Genomic DNA, 22108 nt, shown 5'->3' on the forward strand with positions numbered 1-22108 from the left:
GCAATTTCCTTATAAATCACCATATTATCATTATCTATGATTAATTTTTATTGTATGTTTTTTCCTTTCTCATTCTTAAAATCTTTACTAAACTTCCCAAAAAGGATAAAGATCCAAAGGCTAGGATAATATTATCCGCTTTAGCTTCTGCATATGCCATTTCTAAGGCCTGCTCTATATTTCCACAGTCAAACACCCTTTCACAATAAAGCCTTGCTTCATTAGCAAGTTTATCGGAAGCTAATGCCCTATGATTTTCAGGGGTCAAGGTAATTATAGTATCTGCTAAAGGTGCCATGATTTTTAGAATACTTTTGTAGTCTTTATCTTCTAATACCCCTATCATAAATATTAATCTTTTATTTGTAAAGTAGATTTCTACTGTCTCCCTAAGGTTTATTGCTGCTTCCTCATTGTGGGCTCCGTCAATTATAAAATAAGGTTTTGTATCTAGTACTTGGAAACGGCCGTCCCATTTAGCTTGATATAAGCCTGATAAAATTGCTTCATCACTAATAAAGTAATTATGGTTATTTAATACTTTATTTAAAACCTTTGCCACTTCTATAGCAAGAATCGCATTCTTAACCTGATGTTTGCCTATAAGCCTTATTTTAAATTCTTGTGCTTCTTTGTTGGAAGGGTAAATAAAACGGGTTTCTTCCAAGGAATATTCTATCTTATGGACATTATTAAAATCCGCTATTATAAAGGAAGACTTGCATTCATCAGCTTTATCTTTAAGAATCTTTATCACAGCACTGTTTTGATTACAGCTAATCACCGGGGACTTTGGTTTGATAATACCTGCTTTTTCCTGGGCAATCTTTTCTAAACTATCACCCAAATATTGCATATGATCCATACTTATAGAGGTAAATACTGTACAGATTGGATTTGCAATAACATTGGTGGCATCCAGTCTTCCTCCCATTCCTACTTCCAGAACAAGAAAATCCACCTGCTGGGATAAAAGATAAATAAAAGTCATGGCTGTCTCGATTTCAAATGTGGTTGGATGGTCATAACCATCATTAACCATTTCCTGGCAAATTGGTTTAATCCTTTTTATGGCTTCTTGTATACCTTCTTTAGTAATATAGTAAGTATTTATACCTTCAGATATCTGAATTTTCTCCCTATAAGAAAATACAGTAGGAGATATATAACGGCCAACCCTATAACCTGCTGCTGTAAGTATTGATGTAATAAATGCCCCGGTTGACCCTTTACCATTGGTTCCTCCTATATGGATTATCTTTAAATGGTTTTGCGGATTATCAAGTCTTTTTAGCAGCTCAGTTATACTGGTCAGTCCCAGAACGCTTCCATATTGATTTGCTTCTTCTATAAATTCTTTGGCTTCTTTGTAAGTCATAATTTTTCCCCTATTTGTAATTAAAATACTATTAACAGTCTATCATATGTTTTTATTATTTCAATATATTAAAACACTTTGTTAGCTGGATAAAAATATTTTCTCATAAAAAAATCACCTTCAAATGCAAGAATTATATATCTTACATTTGAAGGTATAGCTAGATAGACTTAAGGTACTACTATTTATCTTTAAAAACAAATACCTTACTGAAAACATAATTAAGTATTATAACTATAATAGCAAGAGAACCCTTTATGATCCAACGGTATATTCCAAGTAGCTCCACAAATATGTACATACCTAGCTGTTCTACTCCCAAAGTAACCCCTCTTGCCCCAAAGAATTTGATTATCTTAACTGTTTCATCCCGGGAGGTTGCACTTCTTGAATGGAATACATTCCACTTGTTTACAATATATGCAAAACTTACTGCGATAAACCATGCCAAACCATTGGCCATAAGATTGGATAAGCCTAGACGGTATAATATTTCATAACTGACCAAATTAACCAAGGTTGTAAGTACCCCTGCTATACCGTAAGCTATGGTTTCTCTGTTGATAATTTTATTTATTATCTTTCGCATTTTATCCTCCCGAAATAGTTTATTAAATATAAGATAACTCTATTTTATCTATTTCGTCAAGATAAAACTGCTATTGCCAATGTATAATTTCCCAGCCGGAATTCTCAGGTTCTAAGAAATTAGGAGGCTGTTCAGCCGTCATTCTAATATCATGCCCATAATCCTTAATATATCCCTTATTTGTACCGTAATATGTAAAAGAACCAACAGCACCACGCTTTTTTTGAATAAGAGCTCCTCTCAATATAACTTTTTCAGTTCCATTAGAAGGATAATTTTCATGATGTGAATTTCTAAAACTTCCATTAATGGCCATAACTGCTGCATATACACGAATATCACCTGATGACGTTACCCAATCATTACTGTCAAACCACCCTTTAGTTAGTAAGACAACATCCCTATTTGCAATTAACCCCAACATGTCATTTCCGGTTCCGGTTACCCTATATTCTTTTTTCTTATCATCATATACAAAATCAGTATTGGCATAAGTCACCCCATTAGTATGCTTATTATACCACCAATTGTTTAAAAAATATTTTTCGGTAGGATCGTAATCAGTAATATAGATATCATTTGCAGCAGCAACTGTAAGCCTCCCTTTTAATTTACCTGAGATAAATACATTGCCTGCAGCTTTACTAAATCTATCATTTAAATTTGCACCGGCTTTACTATTTACATAAATTACACCGTTTTTAGGTATATTATAAGTTTTAGGTGGTTCCTCATTTTTCCCATTGCCCGGATTCCATATTGTTAAGGTACCGTTTGGATTCATCATAATACTGGTTCTACCCTCAAAGTATAATCCTTCATCTTCTGCCAAATCCTTCAACATTTGATTAGTTGTAGGAAAAGGTATTGCCTTTTCCTGAAAAATACCTTTTGTAAATTTAGGATTGTTTTTATAGCTATTCTTATCTAGTTTTATGTCATTAGCATAATATACTTCACCATAAAATACAGGTTCACCGCTAATATATATATTGGAATTACTTCGATATGGTCCATAGCAATACTCACCTGTTCTCCACCAAATTTCCTCGGGCTCTTGGTCGGTAAAATAAACGTACTCTGTAAAGGATTTCCTCTTAAAAGTTGCTGATACTGTCTTCGTTATATCAGGGTTATGGATAGCCCATCCGGTAGATGTAACTTTTTTTAGGGCATTGGTGGCATCAATTTCATGTAAAATAAAAGCGTACTTTGGATTTGCATCTGGATATGTAATTACAGTGTCTAATTCAATGCTGGCACCTTCCTTATTAATATACCATAGATACATATTAAGCCCGGCTTCAGCTGCCTGTAATGCCTGAGTATTGGTTTCATAGCTTATTTCTGTATTTACTTGGGATGTAGCCATAGTCAGCACAGCGGCAGATAAAGTAAAGGTAATTAACATTACCATAATGACAGCAGGCAGCGCCATGCCTTTTTCTGACTTTTTAAAAATATCCATATCTACATCGCTCCCTTACTTCTTACGGTGAAACTTGTTTCAACATATATGGGCTCATTTAGATGCCCATACTCATCTTTAATATAAAGCTTTAAATTGACTTTATTTTCATCAACTGAAAAGATAGGTTCAGGAGTGTCTAGCCTATGGTTCATAACATTGTCAATAACAGTATACCAAGTGGTCGGGTAACTGCCTAACTCTGCTTGACCCATAACCAGTTTGTTTCCACTCAATTTATATTGAACAAACTCACATGTACCGTCATGATCTACATCCACATATATATCTAGTTGTAATCCTGAAGCACTTACTGTAACTCCTTTTTTACTTTCACCATCAATAAGAGTATGCTGAGCTTTTCTGATATTATCCCCCATCCTAATTAATGAAACTCTGGCCTCCTGTGTGGCATCATACTTAGCCTGTGTAAAAATTATACTTTTGTAAGAAAAGGATAAAAATGAATATGCAATAATTAAAACACCGGAAAGCAAAGATATGGCAACTATCAATTCTACATAAGTAATTCCCTTACAATCCTCTTTCCAACCAATTGTTTCATTTTTTCTTAACCTATTCAATGTAATTCTCCTTTGTTATAGGTATTAATTTACTGGAGTGATCCGGTAAAACGGTACCGTTAGGAAAGTAATAGGCACCGGCATCAACAATAATATTATCTCCTGAATATATTGGCTCTGTCAGATATAATTTGCCGTATAATGTAGCATCATCTGCATTCTTATCATTTATATTACTACCGTAAATATCAGAAGTTTCTCTGCCATCCTCCCATGTTGTACTAAGGTGAATTTTCCCATCTTCACCTGGAGGAGTAGCCATTTCCGTCTTTATTCTTCCTCTAAAGACTATCTCTCTACCGTGAAGATTCAAAGTCGAATTTTTCTTTATAAGTAAGCCTGAAGTTGTAGATGTTCCTGTGTTTTCAATATAAAGCTTTAATCCACTATAATAAGCTTCATTATTTTCAGACAGTACTAAGGTTTCAGTTAAATCATTCGATCTTAATACACCACCAATTAAAGGATTATCATCAGAATCAACTGCCTTATAAGATCCAACTCCAATGAAAGCATTTTCATCAACCCAATTTGTAGCAATACCAGTGGGTGTAGTTGGCGCTATATTAAAATACAAGTTAATTTCCTTGGTTTCACCAGGTGTACTAAATTTACCGTCCCATAACTCTTCGTTAGCTCCCTTTCTTACATAGCAACCTAAAAATTGAAGATTGTCTAAAGTTACGTTTTGCATGTAATATGCGCCCACATAACCTTCACCTACAGGCCACAAATTAGTGATTAGATCCCCAGGCAATCCACCCATACTATCAATGTTATCCGGAGAAAAAGTGATTTCTATTGTTTCTCCTGTGGGATACGGAACCATTATTGAAATCTTACCTTCTGCATCCGGCTTAAGACGATCAGATACGATAGGATTTCCTGCAAGATCTTTTAAGAAAACCTTTAAACTACAAGGTTCTTCAATTTCAAGATCAAATGATTCTGTGGTATTTTCTTTTAATTTAATCTTTTTTAAATCCTCTAAAACACTTCTTTGATTTGGATGTATCATAAAACCTTTTGTTTCCAAATTTACTATTACTTCATAATCACCGGGAGTCAGATTGATAAAACTGGCTATTCCCTTTGAAGAAGTTTGAACAAATCGTATGGCGTCAGGCCCGCTTGAAAGCAAGGCATTAATTCCTGGAACAACTTTTAAAGGTTCACCGGGAAGGCTCCATACCCTTTTACAACGAATTCTAATATTGGATCCCGGCAGTGCCGGATGGGAAGAGTCTCTGGCCACATAGGTTTCAATTGCTTGCTCAAATTGGGTATATCTTGACCTTCCCTGGGGAGTAACCGATACCCGTACACTTTTATAATCCCATTGAGCATTACCTGCCAGGTCCCAGTCCGCTTGCTCCTCCCAGTTAATATTTACCTTAACCAAGTAATCAATTCCGTTTATCTGTCTTATTTCTTCTTGCAGAATATCCCCTGCAGGGTCACCATCTATATATGTACCGTCTTCTCTAAGAAATTTAGTTCCTACCTCTGAAAAGGGTAGAGCTCTGATTTTCTCTATTGTTTCATTGGCAATATTAATGGTATTCATTCTAATTTCATTATCCAGGGTAGTTTTAGTGGAAAAAAGAAATGCACCGGCAGTCGAAGCCACAATAATTGATAATATAAATATTGCAACTATTACTTCGACCAAAGAAAAACCTTCATTTTTTCTTAAATTTCCATTAACTAGTTTCATATGCTTTTCCTCCAATAACTACACCACTAAATTTATTATTTTTCTTGGAAAATATTTTTCTTGTTGAATTTTCCTTTCATAAAATCGTAATTATCCGGATAATCCGTGTCTTGTCCCTTAACATAAAATCTAACAGTTAAATTTACATTAAGCTCTAAAGGGGGCCAGTCTTCACTGTCTCTTGATCTTACATCCATACTGATATTTTCTATGGTACAATAATGCTGTCCCTCTTCTAAATTCTTAAGAATCTTTTGTAGATTATCATAATTTGTAACTATATCTAGATTCACATCTGCTGAACGAAGATTTCCTACATCTACTGGAGTATAGGAGTTGATAACTACTTTATCACATAGATTTTTTGTCACCTTTTCCATATATACCAGATTTGCTGCCTGATCCCATATATCAAGCATTCCCTCATAGGCCTCATTAGAACTATTTTCTATCTCTAATAATTCATCCTTAAGTATTTTTATTTTCTCGTCTAAGAGCTTAACCTTGGCCTCTTCTTCCACCAGCTGTTCATACTCATCTTTTAGTTTTTTAATATCTTTATCTAATGGAGAATACACGTATTTAACAAATAAGAAGGTGCTTCCCAGTACTAATACTATAACTAACAGAATTATCTCACGTTTTGTAAGCTTCATTATTCTTCAGTCCCCCCTTCATTATTTTGGGGCATGGGATTTTCATCCTGTAATTCTGAAATAAAATCCCTTTGATCTATATTACAATATAAATTAAACTGATATTTTTCCTTATCATCATTTTCCTCTAATGTAGCAGTGGTAAAGGTAGTATTATCAACCCTATCCATATTTCTTAACTTAACTATATATTTAGCGATATCTTCATAGTTTGGTGAATATCCACTTAAATTAAGCATTCCACCTTCTATACTTAAATTTTCTAGATAAATATCCTCCGGTGTATTCACTTCAATATTATCTAAAAGAGCAGTAATTACCAATCGTTCATTTCTTAGAGCTAAAAGAGCTAGCCCCTCACGCTTTTTCTCTTCTACCGTCTTTTCTAGCTGGTAATATTCTGCTTCAGTTACATCATAACTTTCAATATCCTCTTTAATCCGCTTAATCTTAGAATTCATATTTTCTTTTTCTTTTAGAGGTAATAATAAGCCAAACAATACTGCTGCTGCAACATAAGCTATGCTAATAAAAACAATCAAGAATGTCATTCCTGCTGACATTTTTCTTTCATTTTTTGGAAGTAAATTAATATCATACATCATATTACCACTCCTCTCTCATAGTAGCCCCTATTGCGTTAAAAAGAACGGGCAAATATTCTGTTTGATTTAAATCCCCCCGAAACATTTCTAAAGCTTCCGAGAGAGGAAATACCTTAACTCCCAAACGTTTTTCAAAATAACTTGATAATCCTTTTAGGAAACTTCCTCCACCCATTATATAGATTTGGTCAACTCCCTTATGGTTATTTCTATTTTTATAAAACTCCAAAATACGATTAATATCCAAAATAAGATAGTCAAAGTAATTTACTACATGTTGTGCTATCATATTATCTTCACTTGCTTCAAAGAAATTTATCTTACGTTTATATTCTTCTGCTTCCTGCATATCCATTCCGGCCTTATCTGCTATGATTGATGTCAGATACTCTCCTCCGTTGGAGATCATTTTATGTAGACTATAATTTCCTTTATTTAATATGGTAACGTCTGTGGTTTGAGCCCCAAAATCAATTATGGCTATATCCTTTAAATCATTTTTTCCTATGGTATGTATAATCCATCTAGAAAGCTTACTGTCAACATTTGAACCTACGTCTATATACTTGACTTTAAGCTTAGCTTTCTTAAGAACATCTACATAGGCCTTGGCTTGTCTTATAGGAACTGCTGCTACAAGAACCTTCAGTTTTCCAATTCCATCATTACCATCTGTTTGATAATCTATTACTTTATAATCAATTGTATAATCTTCATGTTTAAAGGGAAGAAAACTGGCTATTTCATGACGAATATTCTCCATTATCTGATCTTCATTCATCTCAGGTATAGTCAGTTCACGGACTATAATTTCGTTACCGGAAATACAAACAGCACAACTATCTCCGCTAATCTTATATTTTGATTTTATATTTTTTATTAAATCAATCAAGGGCTCCTGGGCCTCGATTCTTCCCTGGGCCATAACCCCTTCAGGTATAGGTTCTATTGCAAATCTAGCAATTTTATTATTTCTCTTCATTTTAACCATTTTTATATAATTAGAACCAATATCTATTCCAATTATCGGCATAGTTCCTCTCTTATAATACATATCCTTTTGACCCAAAATCTTATCATATATACTGCTTTGATTCATGCCCTTCTTTTTCATAGGTACCTCCATCATAGTCTTATTTGACAATATGAAATATATCATAACTGCCATTTATATAGCAGATTTTGTCCATTTTAATTTTAAAGCCACCAAAATAATTTCATAATATTCTCATAAAATACTAGAGATATTATAAAACCACCTCCTAAAAAAGGACCATAAGGTATATACTGATTTTTTTTAATTTTTCCTAACCATATTAATAGTAATAATAAGAATCCTGATATATAAACTGAAATAAGCAGTCCCAGTAATATCTTATATGGACCAAGATACAAACCGCAGATAAAGGCTAGTTTAATATCTCCAATACCCATTCCTTCTTTTTTAATTATTAGTAAGGATAAAACCCTAATTCCTAATAAAATACCACCACCTAGAAAGGCACCTAATAGAGCCTGTCCAAAAGAAACTGACCAGCCAAGTATTGTAAATAGTATAGATATGCCTCCCAGTATAAGATTTAGGTGATTAGGAATTAGCATTGTATAGAAATCAATTACGGAAATTATAATTAGACCATAGATAAATATAAATACAGCAAAACTCTGTCCGGTAATACCATATTTAATATAAATTAGCAGCGAGGTGATAATTACAGAAAACTCAACAACTATTCCTGATATAGCCGTCTTTCTTAGATCTGCTACATACAGCCATTTCCATCGTAAAAAAGATCTGTTTATCGGCTCTATCCCCCCTGATATTAAGCCCTTAAGTAACTGGGAGTGGGGAAGGGATATACCTTCCCCTTTTATCTCCTGCTCTATAAGCTCATTTGCTAATACACCTAAAAAATATCCCAGAATACAAATTATTATATAAAGCAGTTTTATCACTCCCAATATACTATAAATTATTCTCCATCTTTTTCAATTTCAATTTCTGCATTACCGTCACTATCTACTATAATTTTTACATACTCATCACTAGGAAAATCATCTTCAGCTAAACTAATTTTACCATCCAAATGTTCATATTTAAGAGGATTTTTATCTTTTATCATTTCATCTTCCTTGTTTTCCGAGTATTTAAGCGCATTATATGCACTAATCTCACTGGCTATGGTTCTAGCATTGGATATATGTTTGCTTTTTTCTGCTTTTTGAACATTACCCATAATTCTAGGTACTATTAAAGCTGCAAGTATACCTAAAATAGCAATGACGATAATTAATTCAACTAGCGTAAAACCTTTCTGATTCTTATTAATTTTCTTTAGCATTTTTTCCTTCCTCCTTATCCTTTCACCTAGGTTTATCCCCTATTATTTTTTTATTTATATCATAGGTAGCTGCTCTCTGGGAAAAGCATTACCTTTGATATCATTACATTTGTCCCTATTATGTAACCATATTAAAGGAATCGAACATGGGCAGTGCAATAGCTAAAACTATTAATGCCACAATAAAGCCTAAGACTACAATAACAGCCGGCTGTAGCATTGCAGTTAGATTCTCCGCTGCCCTATCCACCTCATCCTCATAAAAATCTGCAGTTTTTGCTAACATCTCATCTAAGGTTCCAGATTCTTCCCCCATCATAATCATATTTTCCAACATGGGGGGAAACAGCTTAAGATCTTTTATAGGATTATGTAGTCCTTCTCCTTCTTTGACTTTTTCTATTACCTGCTCTATGCATTTTAATGCATACGTATTCCCAAGCACTTTTCCCGTGATTTCCAGTGATTCTGTTATGGGAACACCTGTTGCCATTAAGGATGACATGTTTCTAGCAAAGGAGGCTGCGGCGGACTTTACCATAAAACTACCGAATACAGGCATTTTATATTTAAATTTGTCCATTTTCAGTCTTTGAGTCTCTCCCATAAAGAAGAGCTTAAGGCCTCCGATTATAATTGCTAATATAGCCAGTAAAACCAGTCCATTCGCTTGCAGAAAATCACTTAAGGACAGTAGTACCCTGGTAGGCAGAGGTAATTCACTTCCGGAAGAAGCAAACATTCCTTCAAAAACTGGAATTACCTTTACTATAAGAAAAATAACTACAAAAATAGCTACAACAGAAACTATAACTGGGTAACGCAAGGCACTTTTTACTTTCTGCTTAGTAATATGTTCTTTTTCAAAATGTATTGACATAACCTCTAAGGAGTGATCAAGGCTACCGCTTGCTTCACCTGCAGCAACCATATTGATTAGCATTGAAGGGAATTTCTTACCATGGCGTTCCATAGCCTGGGAAAGACTGCTACCCTTTTGTACATCTTCTCGGACTTTTAATGTTATAGATTTTAATATGGGATTATCTGTTTGTTCACCTAAAAGCCCAAGACAATGTATAAGAGGGACACCAGCTCTTAATATAGAACAAAATTGCTTGCAGTATATGGATAGTTCATTTGCTTTTATTCTACCGAATATCCCTAGCTCATTGATGTCTTTTCGTTCTATAAGTTCCTTTACTTCCAAGGGATAGTAATATTTTTGCCGTATCATATTTATGACAGCATCCTTGGTTTGAGCTTCATATACTCCTTCAATTGTATTTCCCGCCATGTTTTTAGCTTTATAGTGATATTTAGGCATTCTTATACCCTCTTTCTTACCTTTGTCTTAGTAATAAAGATTTCATATATTCAGTATCTATACAGTGTTCAATTACACTTTCACGAGTAATACTTCCTTTTTTATATAACTCGAAAATAGCATCATCCATCATGCGCATGCCCAGATTACCACTTGATTGAATTACATTGTTTAGTTGATGGCTCTTGCCTTCCCTTATCATATTGCTTACTGCAGCTGTACCAATCATTACCTCTACTGCCACTAAACGACCTTTACCGTCTGCTCTGGTAATAAGCTGCTGTGATATTACTCCCCGCAAGGTGGTGGCCAACTGTATTCTTATTTGTTGCTGCTGATGGGCTGGAAACACATCAATAATACGATCAATTGTATTGCTGGCTCCAATAGTATGCAGCGTACTAAATACCAGATGACCTGTCTCTGCAGCAGTTAAGGCTACAGATATAGTTTCATAGTCACGCATCTCACCAACTAATATAACGTCCGGATCTTGACGTAAGGATGCCCTTAAAGCATTGGCAAAGCTTAGGGAATCGACTCCGATTTCTCTTTGCTGGATAACACTCTTATTGTGGCGGAACAGGTATTCAATAGGATCCTCCAGGGTGATAATATGTCTTCCTTTGGTATTGTTAATCATATTTATCATACTGGCAAGGGTTGTTGACTTTCCGCTACCGGTAGGCCCGGTTACCAGTACCAAACCACTATTACTATTTGCCAAATCCCTTACGACTTCCGGCAGACCTAATTCTTCAAAGGTAGGTATAATAGTGTTAACAAGTCTAAGGGCAGCACTGTATGTATTTCTCTGCCGGTAAGCATTTACTCGAAATCTTTGAACTCCGGGTATAGAGTAGGAAAAATCCACTTCTCCTTTTTTATTTAATGTATCCCATTGAAGTTCATTGGTTATGTATTTGACAAATTCTTCCGTGTCGTCCGGCAAAAGCATGTTATCATCTAGATTAGACAGTTGTCCATTTACCCTAACTATAGGTGGTACACCTGTCACGATATGCAAGTCAGATGCCTTCATTTCAACAGATTTTAGTAAAATATCGATTGCTTTCATAATTACCCCCAAAAGGTTATTTATTTTTGTTAAATTGAAAATGTTATATCCATTACCTCATTAAAGGAAGTTATACCATCCAATATTAAACGGATGCTCTCCTGCTTTAAGGTAGTCATTCCATTATTGATAGCATATTCTTGAAGAGCATTATTACTCATATTAGCTGCTATCATATCCCTCATGTCTTTTGTAACAATAAGAATCTCATGAACAGCTATTCTGCCTTTGTAGCCGGTATCGTTACATAAGGCACAACCTACAGGTTTCCTAAAATAATAATCTCCCGGAGGCAGTCCCAAAAACCTCACCTCATGTTCAGGTGGAATATAGCTTTCTGCACAGTGGGTACATAGCCTTCGTACTAATCTTTGTGAGATAATGCCCATAAGAGAAACCGCTATCATATATGGAGGTACTCCCATGTCGATTAGTCTTGAAATCGAACTTACAGCGTCATTAGTATGTAAGGTACTTAGAACCAAGTGGCCGGTTATGGCAGCTCTAATGGCTACTTCTACAGTTTCTGAATCTCTAATCTCACCTAACATAATGATGTCCGGATCCTGTCTTAGAAATGCTCTTAAAGCTCCTGCAAAAGTAAGTCCTGCTTTTGCATTTACCTGCACTTGATTTAAGCCGTCAATCATATATTCTACGGGATCTTCAACAGTCATTATATTATCAGTGACTTTATTTAACTCGCTTAACATGGTATATAAGGTTGTTGATTTACCGCTTCCTGTGGGGCCGGTAACCAAAATAATACCATGGGGATTTTTTAGCAACTCATCAAACTTTGCTAAGTTTTCTTGGGTGAATCCCAATTTTTCCTTTGGTATAAGGAAGTTTGTTTTATCCAAAATACGCATAACAATCTTCTCACCATGTACCGTGGGCAGGACTGAAATTCTTAAATTCAAGATTTTATCCTTGAATCTATAGTCACAACGGCCATCCTGAGGTATTCTTTTTTCTGCTATATCTAAACCACATAATATTTTAACTCTGGTAACAACAGCAGATTGTGCTTCCTTAGGTATGGTTTGTGTTAGCTGCAGTCTACCGTCCACACGAAAACGTACTCTAACTTCATTTTCCAAAGGTTCAATATGTATATCACTGGCTCCGCTTAATGCCGCTTGTTCTATAGTAGAATTAACAAGTCTTACAATGGGAGCACTGTCAACTTCAAGAGAACTAATATTTTGTAAGTTTTGGCTTGATATACTACTTTTTTCTTTTTCCTGTTGAAACTCTTGAATAGCTTTATCTGCAGTTTGACTGCCGTATAATCTATTTATTGTTCTTTTTATAGCATCACTAAATGAAATAACAGGAACAATCTCATAGTTAGTAGCCATTCGTAAGTCTTCAATAGCAATAAAGTTCAGTGGATCTTCCATGGCAACGTACAATAATGTACGTTCTACCTTCACAGGTACTACATTATGACGATATATTAATTGAAATGGAATAAGTCTTTGTACATCTGGAGGAATCTCAATTTCATTGAGGTCTATAAAGGGAATTCCCAATTGAAACTCTAAAACCTCCATTATCTGGGTCTCTGATACAAAGTTATTATCAATTAATATTCTGCCAAGTCTATCTCCACTTTGTTTTTGAAGCTCTAATGCTCTTTTCAGTTGTTCTTCACTGATAATACCTGCTTCTATTAAAAGATCACCGATTCGTTTCTTATTGATAGATATGTCATCACCACCTAACAGTAATTCACTTATGTTTTTTTATTATAAGGTTTAGACTGCTTTGATATTATTAAAATATCTTTCGCTTTCTAAAACCTGCTTCACATAATCAATTAGCCTATTTGAAGTAATTGTATTAAAGCGTATATCACTACCGTCATAATCTAACAGCAACAGATCATGAACTCCTGCTTGAATACAAGTAAATCCTGAACTTATAACTTGGGTATTTGCAAACTTGTAAGTTAATATTGACACTACATTATCAATAATAATCATTCTGTTAGATAGCATAGAAAATTCATCCGACAATAGATATTGATCACCGTTCTTGGTAACAATACCCTTATCCAGTAACTGGTTAATAGCTTCTTGTACTTGGTTTTGTGTAAGGGGTTCATGTTCACCAATTACCTCATTTACCAGATATACAAACCACTGGATACTAGGATTTGTACTGTTTACTATTCTCCAAATTACATTGGCATTGTAAGAATTATGGGAATAAACAACCTCGTCTACAAATGCTCTTAAGGAAGATTTTCTTTCCATGTCTAACATTGCGGCTACAACTAAAGCCTCAGCCGGCTTAAGTTTATATGTAATATTCAAGCTTTTTAAATTGCTTTTTCCAACAAAGCTTTCCATTATCTGTACAATATTTTCAGTGTGTAATTCATCATCAATAACTATGGATTCAGGTGTAAGAATTAGTTGAACATTTTTCTTAAATGACTGGTCATAGCTAATACTATGCTCATATATACCAACCCCTCCCGTGAAAATGTATTTGACAATTCCATAGGGATTGGCTAGAACATTCATTGATGCCTCTATCTCTTTTTTTAGGCTTCCATCAGAATTGAGTATTCCATCAGAAATCAAATCTTCTTTTATACTATTAGTTATTTCCTTGTCCGGAAAATCTTTTAGTACAGACATTTCATTTTTTTTGCCGATTAATCCATTTAGAGATTTTAACTTTTCAAGGTCGATATTATACTTAGACATTTATCTTCTTCCTCCTTAGTTTCATTATTACCTCATAAAGATTTTGAGATAAGAATAAGTTCTTGTTATGCAAGCTTGCAATTAATCTTTTCTTTTAATACTTCCTTAAAATTCTCTAATAATTCTTCGTCAAATGCTTGTTTTTGAGGCAACATATAACTAGTTTTGATAATATCAGACATACTAATTTCAGCATTTTCGATTTTAGGGTTTTTAAGTAGCTGATAAGAGCTTACTCTGGTATAGGTCTTTTTATTTGACTTTCTATCACCGATATCATAATTGCTTTTCAGATTAAAACGATTTTCATCTGATACATAAGCTCCAATCATTCCTATAAGCATTGCTGCAGTATCCAAACTTAATTTATGGTCATAATTACTTATATCAGATTTAACAAAGGATACTCTTTGTGTTACGGTAGTAGATCTATTAATTCTTTCCTTTTGAGTTTTAAATCTGTTTCCAAATAAGAAAGAGTATTGACTAGATAAGTCACTTGTTCTTGCAGACTCATCTGTATCTTTGATAACCATTTCTTTGCTGCTTGTATCATGGCTACTTGTTTCTCTTATATCAGGTTGCTTAATATCAGCATGTATAATTTCATTTTCTTTAATCTCTTTAGTTTTTTCATCTGCAATCTTAATTCCGTCAATCTTAATTCCGTCAACCTTAACTCCTTCTATTACAGGCTTAAGTTTATTAATACTAGGAAGAGTATCTCCCTGATATGGCGATGATAAGCCAGCTCCTTCGAATTTAGAACCAATCGTCTTTCCTTTGTAAGGTGAATTAATAGCTTCTCCCTTATACTTAGAATTTAGTATCCTTTCGTCTTTATCTTTGGTGGCTGCATTAAGAGGACGAAGTGGATAAATATTATCTTTAGATTGTCCTTTTCTATCCTCTTCTGCTGCTCTTCTGGCTTCTTCTGCAGCTTTTCTAGCTTCTTCTGCTCGTTTTGCTTCCTCTGCAGCCTTTCTGGCCTCTTCCGCTCTTTTTGCTTCCTCTGCAGCCTTTCTGGCCTCTTCCGCTCGTTTAGCCTCTTCTGCTGCCTTTCTGGCCTCTTCCGCTCGTTTCGCTTCTTCAGCTGCCTTTCTGGCCTCTTCTGCTCGTTTCGCTTCTTCTGCTGCCTTTCTGGCCTCTTCCGCTCGCTTAGCTTCTTCCTCTGCCTTTCTAGCCTCTTCCGCTCGTTTAGCCTCTTCTGCTGCCTTTCTGGCCTCTTCCGCTCGTTTCGCTTCTTCTTCTGCCTTTCTAGCTTCTTCCGCTCGTTTAGCCTCTTCTGCTGCCTTTCTAGCTTCCTCCGCCCGTCTTGCTGCTTCTGCACGCCTTGCTGCCTCTGCCCGTCTTGCTTCCTCTGCTTGCCTTTCAGCCTCCTGAGCTTTCCTAACTTCTTCAGCAAGTCTTGCTTCTTCCTCAGCTTTCCTAGCTTCTTCTTCAAGCCTTTTTTCTATTTCAGCCTGTTGGATATCTTTAGATGTCTTACCCATATCAGGCATCATGGGTTGGCTGGTCTTAATTGGACCGGTTCCTGAATCTAAAGATTTCTTAGCAGGTTTAAAAGGTACAACAGTACTATACTTTGGCTCATTAGCAATAAGAAGATTTAGTACACCTACTATATTTTCTTTTTTATATGGTTTTATAACATAATCCTTAGCTCCTGCCTTTGCTGCTTCTACTATAATTCTTTTCTGTCCTAAAGCAGTACACATTATTATATAAGTATCCGGATCATGAGCTAATATGGGAGGAATAGCTCCTAATCCATCTAATTTTGGCATCTCTACGTCCATAAATATAAATTTTGGTCTTAATTCCTTTGCCTTTTCAATGGCTTCTTTTCCATCTCCGGCTTCCCCAACTACTTCATAACCTTCACTGATTAAGATATCCCTTAAAACATTTCTTGAGAATCTAGAGTCATCAACAATTAGAACTCCCTTTTTTTCCGGTAAGTTACCGGCGGCAGTAATATTGATATTCATATCATCATTTGCAACTCTATACCTCTTCATTAATCCGCTCCTCCTTTAAATCATAGCCAAAATATTTTAATAACTTTTACTTGTATATGTAATTAATGTACCATGATATAATTCTATCTCCATAAAGCATGGATATTAATATTCCTAATGATAAATAAGGTCCAAAGGCCAGTACCCTATCCTGCTTATAAAATTTAATCATTAGTAAATGTATCACTGCACCAAATACACATCCTAGCAAAAAGGCCAATATAACCAATTTCCATCCCAGAAAAAATCCAGCTGCTGCCATCAGGTTGATGTCACCCATTCCAATCCCTTTACCGGATGTCACAAAATACAATATAAGCAAAAAGCCACTTACTACACATAACCCTGCTATATAGTTTAAAATCAAAGAAAAATTATTGCTTTTTATTATTTCTATAATAAGTTTTACTGCTCCCATAAAGAAGATAAAAATATTAATCCATATATTAATTGTATAAGTTCTAAAATCTATAACACTTAAGACAATTAGAGCAGATATTACAAAACAATATAGGCAAGTTGTAAGACTCCATCCTTTTACCATAAAGGTCAATACATACAGTAAACCATTTAAAACTTCAATTATTGGATATTGTAAGGAGATTTTTGACTTACAATTTCTACATCTGCCTTTAAGAGCTATGTAACTAAAAAGTGGTATCATATCATACCACCGTATTGATTTATTACATTTAATACAGTGGGATTTTACAAATACAATACTTTCACCTTTAGGTATTCTACTAATACATACGTTTAAAAAACTTCCAAAAATCAAACCATATATAAAAACGATAATATAATATATCATTTCCTCCAAATTATCGATTTCCTTTCACATTTATTTATTAATTATTTCCTACGGAATTATTATCAATATATTATTTTATTTTAAAATCGCATTTATTCGATAATCTATCTAAATTATATACAATCTTCTCAAATAAAACAAGTAAAATAGAATTTTTTTTCCACATTTTCAATTTATTTTCTACTAAATTCATCAATTAGTTATTATTAGTAAGCTTTTTTATAAATATTATATCTATTTTTTTTGTTATTTGTCATAAATACAAAAATTAGGACTGCTGCCACAAGCATTGGGTCTGCAGTCCTAATTTTTATTTCATAACTATTAATAACTATTAATAACAATTTACTAAATTTTAAACTATAGCCTCTTTCATTTTTTTTACAAATTCCCTTACATGGGGTATGGAGTCTTTTCCATATTCTGCGATTATATTCACAATGGCACTGCCTACAATTACCCCATCTGAAATTTCAGCCATCTGCCTAGCCTGCTCAGGGGATGAGATACCAAATCCTATGGCACATGGAATATCCTTTACCTTCTTTACCTCTTTTATCATATTCTCTATATGATTGCTAAATTCCTTACGCATACCCGTAACTCCCATAGAAGATACGCAATAAATAAAGCCCTGTGATTCCTTTACAATCTTTTGTATTCTCTCCCCAGATGTAGGAGCTATTAAGGAGATTAAATTTACCCCATACTTTTCACAAAAAGGTCTAAATTCATCTTGTTCTTCAAAAGGTACATCCGGAATAATCAGTCCATCTATACCATATTCCTTGCATTTTTTTATAAACCGTTCACTACCATAGGAAAAAACCGGATTGGCATATGTCATAAATGCCAGAGGTATACTGCATTCCTTACGAAGCTCTTTTACCATTTCAAATATCTTATCCACAGTAACCCCGCCCATTAAAGCACGGTTACTTGCCTCCTGAATTACAGGCCCTTCAGCTATGGGGTCTGAAAATGGTATTCCAATCTCTATTAAATCTGCCCCTGCCTCTGCCATTTCCTTTATTAACTTCTGTGTAAACTTAAGATTTGGATCTCCGGCTGTTATAAATGGTATAAAAGCCTTTCCCCCCATAAATACCTGTTCAATTCTACTCATATATATCAACCCCCCTGTATCTTGCTATGGCTGCCACATCTTTATCACCCCTGCCTGAAAGGCAGATTACTATTATCTTATCCTTATCTAATGTGGGAGCTAATTTTCTGGCATAAGCAAGGGCATGGGCACTTTCTATAGCCGGAATTATTCCCTCAACTTTAGACAGATACTCAAAAGCAGAAACAGCTTCATCATCGGTTATAGCCACATATTCTGCCCTGCCTATATCTTTAAGATAAGAGTGTTCCGGACCTACTCCTGGATAATCAAGACCTGCTGATATGGAATATACCGGTGCAATCTGCCCATTTTCATCTTGGCAAAAATAAGATTTCATTCCATGGAAAATCCCCAGTTTACCACAATTCATAGTTGCAGCTGTTTTATCAGTATCGATACCGCACCCTGCAGCCTCACATCCTATTAACCTAACCTCTTTATTATTTATAAACTCATAGAAGGTACCCATAGCATTGCTGCCACCTCCGACACAGGCAAGAACCGCATCGGGAAGTCTTCCCTCTATGTCTAAAATTTGCTCTTTAATTTCACGGCTTATAACACTTTGAAAATCTCTTACAATAGTAGGAAAGGGATGAGGTCCCATTACAGAACCTAATACATAATGGGTATCATGAATTCTTTTAGACCATTCAGCCATAGTTTCATTTACCGCATCTTTTAGAGTCTGGGTTCCTGTTTTTACAGCATGTACTTTAGCCCCCAATAATTCCATTCTATATACATTTAATGCCTGACGTTTTGTATCTTCAAGGCCCATAAATATCTCACATTCCAAACCTAGCAATGCTGCGGCTGTAGCTGTGGCAACTCCGTGTTGACCTGCACCGGTTTCTGCTATAACCCTGGTTTTACCCATCTTTTTTGCCATTAAAACCTGACCAAGGACATTATTTATCTTATGGGAACCTGTATGATTTAAATCTTCTCTCTTTAGATATATTTTGGCCCCACCTAAATCCTCGGTCATCTTTTTAGCATAATATAATAAAGATGGCCGGCCTGCATAATTTTTCAGCAAATCATTAAGTTCATCTATAAAGTTCTTATCTTTACTATAGTGAGCATAGGCCTCTTCCAATTCATTAATTGCTATCATCAGAGTCTCCGGTACATATTGTCCTCCATGTACTCCAAATCTACCTTTTTTCATCTTTTTGCACTCCTTACTTTCATTATGAACTTTCTTATCTTTTCAGGATCCTTAAAACCCTCTGTTTCTACACCACTGCTTACGTCAACCCCGAAAGGCTTATATTTATCCATAGCTTCTTCAATATTACTGCAATTAAGCCCTCCGGCCATAAAATATGGCCTAGTTATTCCATCAATAAGTGACCAGTCAAATGCTTTGCCGCTGCCTCCATATTCTTGCAAGCTGTAGGTATCAAATAATAGATAATCACAGGGAATGTCTAAGCTATTATCAACATCTTGCTTATTTCTTACTCTAATTGCTTTTATTATTTTATTAGGTATCATAGACCTAAGCTTATTAATATAATTAAAGTCTTCATCTCCATGAAGTTGGACTAAATCTATTATATGGTGCTGACACAAATTCACTATCCTATATATATCCTCATTGACAAAGACCCCTACAGTCTTAATGGAGGGAGAAAGTCTGGCCCTTAAATAGATAGCCAAATCATCTGACACTTCTCTCCTGCTTTTGGCAAATACAAAACCAATATAGTCAGGACTTAAGTTATTTACGATTTCTATATCCGAAACCCTTGATAATCCACATATTTTAACAGCTGTCATTTCTCCTCCCCTTTTCTCTTTTGATTTTTATTTATAATCCCTTTAAGCTGCTAATTACTTTTCCCTTATCCTTACTCTTCATCAAGGCTTCTCCGATTAAAACTCCATCTACTCCGGCCATACGTAAAGCCTTTATATCATCAGGACTATGAATACCGCTTTCAGCCACAAAAATTATATCATCAGGTACTAAGCTTCTTAAACGTATACTATTTTGTATATCCACCTTAAATGTTTTAAGATCACGGTTATTTACACCGATTATTCTTGCTCCTGCCCCTATGGCACTTTGTATTTCTTCTTCCGTATGAGCTTCAACCAAGGCCGATAAACCCAACCGGTTACATAATTCTATGTGTTTCTTCAATATATCAGGTGCCAGTAAAGAACAAATTAAAAGCAGGGCATCGGCTCCGAATAATTTTGCTTCATAAATCTGATACTCATCAATAACAAAATCCTTACGCAGTACCGGAATATTAACATTTTCACTTATTTCTTTAAGATATTTTAATGAACCTAAGAAATAATCTTCTTCCGTTAATACCGATATGGCAGCTGCCCCGGCTTTTTCATATTCTTTTGCTATAGTTAAATAAGGGAATTCTTCAGATATTATTCCTTTTGAAGGAGAAGCTTTCTTAACTTCACATATAAATGCAATATCTCCTTTACTATCAGCAGAGGCTTTTGATAAAGCCTTTTCAAAATCATAAGCTTTTCTGTTACTAAAGTTTTGTACCTGTCCTTGGACAAATATTTTATTTTTTATAATTTCAATAGGATACTCTTTCTTTCTAGCCTCCAATCTGGCCTGTGTTGCCTTTACTATTTTCTGAAGTATCATATGGTCACCTGCTTTCCATCTTACATCCTATAAACTTGAATTTGTCATTCGAATAAACTTATCTAGTTGCTCCATGGCCTTGCCGCTGTCTATAATTTCCGCTGCCATTTTAACACATTCCCGTAAGGTGATATTATTATAGGTCATGTATAAACAGACAGCACTGTTAAGAAGTACTATATCTCTTTTTGGTCCCTTTTCTCCTCGCAAAATTCTAAGGGCAATATCTGCATTATCAATAGGATTTCCTCCCACCAAATCCTCTGCATCACAATAGTCAAATCCCAGCTGCTTTGGATCTAAGAAAAAACTATTAAGAGTTTTATTATTTACTTCACATATGGTTGTCTTTGTGGTTAAGGTTACTTCATCAAGGCCATCATGTCCATGAACCACCATGGCTCTTTTTATCCCTAAATTGGCTAATACTCTTGCCATAGGCTCAACTAGGTTTTCATCATAGACTCCAAGCAGTTGCAAATTTGCACGGGCAGGGCTTGCTAAAGGTCCTAATATATTAAAGATAGTTCTTACTCCCAGTTCTTTTCTTACGGGGGCTGCATATTTCATAGAGGAATGATATATCGGTGCGAACATAAAACATATACCAATTTCCTTTAATATTTGCTCACTCTTTTCCACAGGAATTTCTATATTAACTCCCAAGGCTTCAAGGACATCGGCACTGCCGCATTTACTAGAAACACTTCGGTTACCGTGCTTTGCCACCGGAATACCGGCGGCGGAGATTATTAGAGAGGAAATAGTAGATATATTAAAAGTATTTGCTCCGTCACCGCCGGTTCCTACAATATCCAAAACATCCATGCCATGATTTAATTTTATTCCATATTCCCGCATAACCATGGCACAGGCTGTAATTTCATCTATGGTTTCCCCTTTCATCCTTAGGGCAGTTATGTAACTGGCTATCTGAGCATTGCTTGCTTTTCCAGCCATTATTTCACTCATTACACTTTTTGCCATGTCCAGGCTTAAATCTTCTTTTTTTAATAATTGATTTATAGCTTCTTGTATCATATAA

General features: G+C 35.0%; 21 protein-coding genes. All 21 read right to left on the reverse strand.

Annotated elements, in window-relative coordinates:
• Positions 1-40: 40 nt before the first annotated feature.
• A complete protein-coding gene (locus SD1D_RS07905; protein WP_058258404.1) occupies positions 41-1378 on the reverse strand; it encodes a bifunctional folylpolyglutamate synthase/dihydrofolate synthase in 1338 nt (445 codons plus the stop codon).
• A 181-nt stretch (positions 1379-1559) separates the two neighbouring features.
• The gene (locus tag SD1D_RS07910; protein ID WP_058258405.1) at positions 1560-1967 is read right to left on the reverse strand and encodes a GtrA family protein; all 408 of its coding nucleotides are present in this window, start codon (positions 1965-1967) and stop codon (positions 1560-1562) included.
• 70 nt (positions 1968-2037) lie between these two features.
• The gene (locus tag SD1D_RS07915; protein ID WP_058258406.1) at positions 2038-3435 is read right to left on the reverse strand and encodes a pilus assembly PilX N-terminal domain-containing protein; all 1398 of its coding nucleotides are present in this window, start codon (positions 3433-3435) and stop codon (positions 2038-2040) included.
• A 2-nt stretch (positions 3436-3437) separates the two neighbouring features.
• Entirely contained in the window at positions 3438-4019 is a 582-nt protein-coding gene (locus SD1D_RS07920) for a PulJ/GspJ family protein (protein WP_058258407.1), read from the reverse strand.
• Positions 4012-5736 (reverse strand): type IV pilus modification PilV family protein, encoded by a 1725-nt coding sequence (locus SD1D_RS07925; RefSeq protein WP_058258408.1) that lies wholly within the window; start codon positions 5734-5736, stop codon positions 4012-4014. Before SD1D_RS07925 ends, SD1D_RS07920 begins: the two co-directional genes overlap by 8 nt.
• 35 nt (positions 5737-5771) lie before the next feature.
• Entirely contained in the window at positions 5772-6392 is a 621-nt protein-coding gene (locus tag SD1D_RS07930) for a GspMb/PilO family protein (protein WP_058258409.1), read from the reverse strand.
• A complete protein-coding gene (locus SD1D_RS07935; protein ID WP_058258410.1) occupies positions 6392-6997 on the reverse strand; it encodes a PilN domain-containing protein in 606 nt (201 codons plus the stop codon). Before SD1D_RS07935 ends, SD1D_RS07930 begins: the two co-directional genes overlap by 1 nt.
• 1 nt (position 6998) lies before the next feature.
• Positions 6999-8111: a type IV pilus assembly protein PilM gene (gene pilM / locus SD1D_RS07940; RefSeq protein ID WP_058258411.1), complete on the reverse strand. Its 1113-nt coding sequence runs from the start codon at positions 8109-8111 to the stop codon at positions 6999-7001.
• An 83-nt stretch (positions 8112-8194) separates the two neighbouring features.
• Positions 8195-8953, reverse strand: a complete 759-nt coding sequence (locus tag SD1D_RS07945) for a prepilin peptidase (protein ID WP_157893113.1) — start codon at positions 8951-8953, stop codon at positions 8195-8197.
• Between the two features lie 17 nt (positions 8954-8970).
• On the reverse strand, positions 8971-9339 hold the full coding sequence (locus SD1D_RS12565) for a type II secretion system protein (RefSeq protein ID WP_058258413.1): 369 nt from the start codon (positions 9337-9339) through the stop codon (positions 8971-8973).
• A 118-nt stretch (positions 9340-9457) separates the two neighbouring features.
• Positions 9458-10666: a type II secretion system F family protein gene (locus tag SD1D_RS07955; protein ID WP_058258414.1), complete on the reverse strand. Its 1209-nt coding sequence runs from the start codon at positions 10664-10666 to the stop codon at positions 9458-9460.
• A gap of 16 nt (positions 10667-10682) precedes the next feature.
• On the reverse strand, positions 10683-11744 hold the full coding sequence (locus tag SD1D_RS07960; RefSeq protein WP_058258415.1) for a type IV pilus twitching motility protein PilT: 1062 nt from the start codon (positions 11742-11744) through the stop codon (positions 10683-10685).
• 29 nt (positions 11745-11773) lie between these two features.
• Positions 11774-13303 (reverse strand): GspE/PulE family protein, encoded by a 1530-nt coding sequence (locus SD1D_RS07965; protein WP_242955204.1) that lies wholly within the window; start codon positions 13301-13303, stop codon positions 11774-11776.
• A gap of 204 nt (positions 13304-13507) precedes the next feature.
• Positions 13508-14467: a hypothetical protein gene (locus SD1D_RS07970; RefSeq protein ID WP_058258417.1), complete on the reverse strand. Its 960-nt coding sequence runs from the start codon at positions 14465-14467 to the stop codon at positions 13508-13510.
• Positions 14468-14532: 65 nt separating this feature from the next.
• Positions 14533-16488, reverse strand: coding sequence for a response regulator (locus SD1D_RS12320; RefSeq protein WP_058258418.1), 1956 nt, complete (start codon positions 16486-16488; stop codon positions 14533-14535).
• A 46-nt stretch (positions 16489-16534) separates the two neighbouring features.
• Entirely contained in the window at positions 16535-17299 is a 765-nt protein-coding gene (locus tag SD1D_RS07985) for a prepilin peptidase (RefSeq protein ID WP_058258419.1), read from the reverse strand.
• Positions 17300-17654: 355 nt separating this feature from the next.
• Complete coding sequence (trpA, locus tag SD1D_RS07990) at positions 17655-18425, reverse strand: tryptophan synthase subunit alpha (protein ID WP_058258420.1); 771 nt, start codon at positions 18423-18425, stop codon at positions 17655-17657.
• Positions 18418-19602, reverse strand: a complete 1185-nt coding sequence (trpB, locus tag SD1D_RS07995; RefSeq protein ID WP_058258421.1) for a tryptophan synthase subunit beta — start codon at positions 19600-19602, stop codon at positions 18418-18420. Before trpB ends, trpA begins: the two co-directional genes overlap by 8 nt.
• The gene (locus tag SD1D_RS08000; RefSeq protein WP_058258422.1) at positions 19599-20216 is read right to left on the reverse strand and encodes a phosphoribosylanthranilate isomerase; all 618 of its coding nucleotides are present in this window, start codon (positions 20214-20216) and stop codon (positions 19599-19601) included. The genes trpB and SD1D_RS08000 overlap by 4 nt, the downstream gene beginning before the upstream one ends.
• A gap of 31 nt (positions 20217-20247) precedes the next feature.
• On the reverse strand, positions 20248-21063 hold the full coding sequence (trpC, locus tag SD1D_RS08005; protein WP_058258423.1) for an indole-3-glycerol phosphate synthase TrpC: 816 nt from the start codon (positions 21061-21063) through the stop codon (positions 20248-20250).
• A gap of 27 nt (positions 21064-21090) precedes the next feature.
• Complete coding sequence (trpD, locus tag SD1D_RS08010) at positions 21091-22104, reverse strand: anthranilate phosphoribosyltransferase (RefSeq protein WP_058259232.1); 1014 nt, start codon at positions 22102-22104, stop codon at positions 21091-21093.
• Positions 22105-22108 lie beyond the last annotated feature (4 nt).

The organism is Herbinix luporum (assembly GCF_900070325.1).
In the GTDB taxonomy this organism is placed as follows: Bacteria; Bacillota; Clostridia; order Lachnospirales; family Lachnospiraceae; genus Mobilitalea; species Mobilitalea luporum.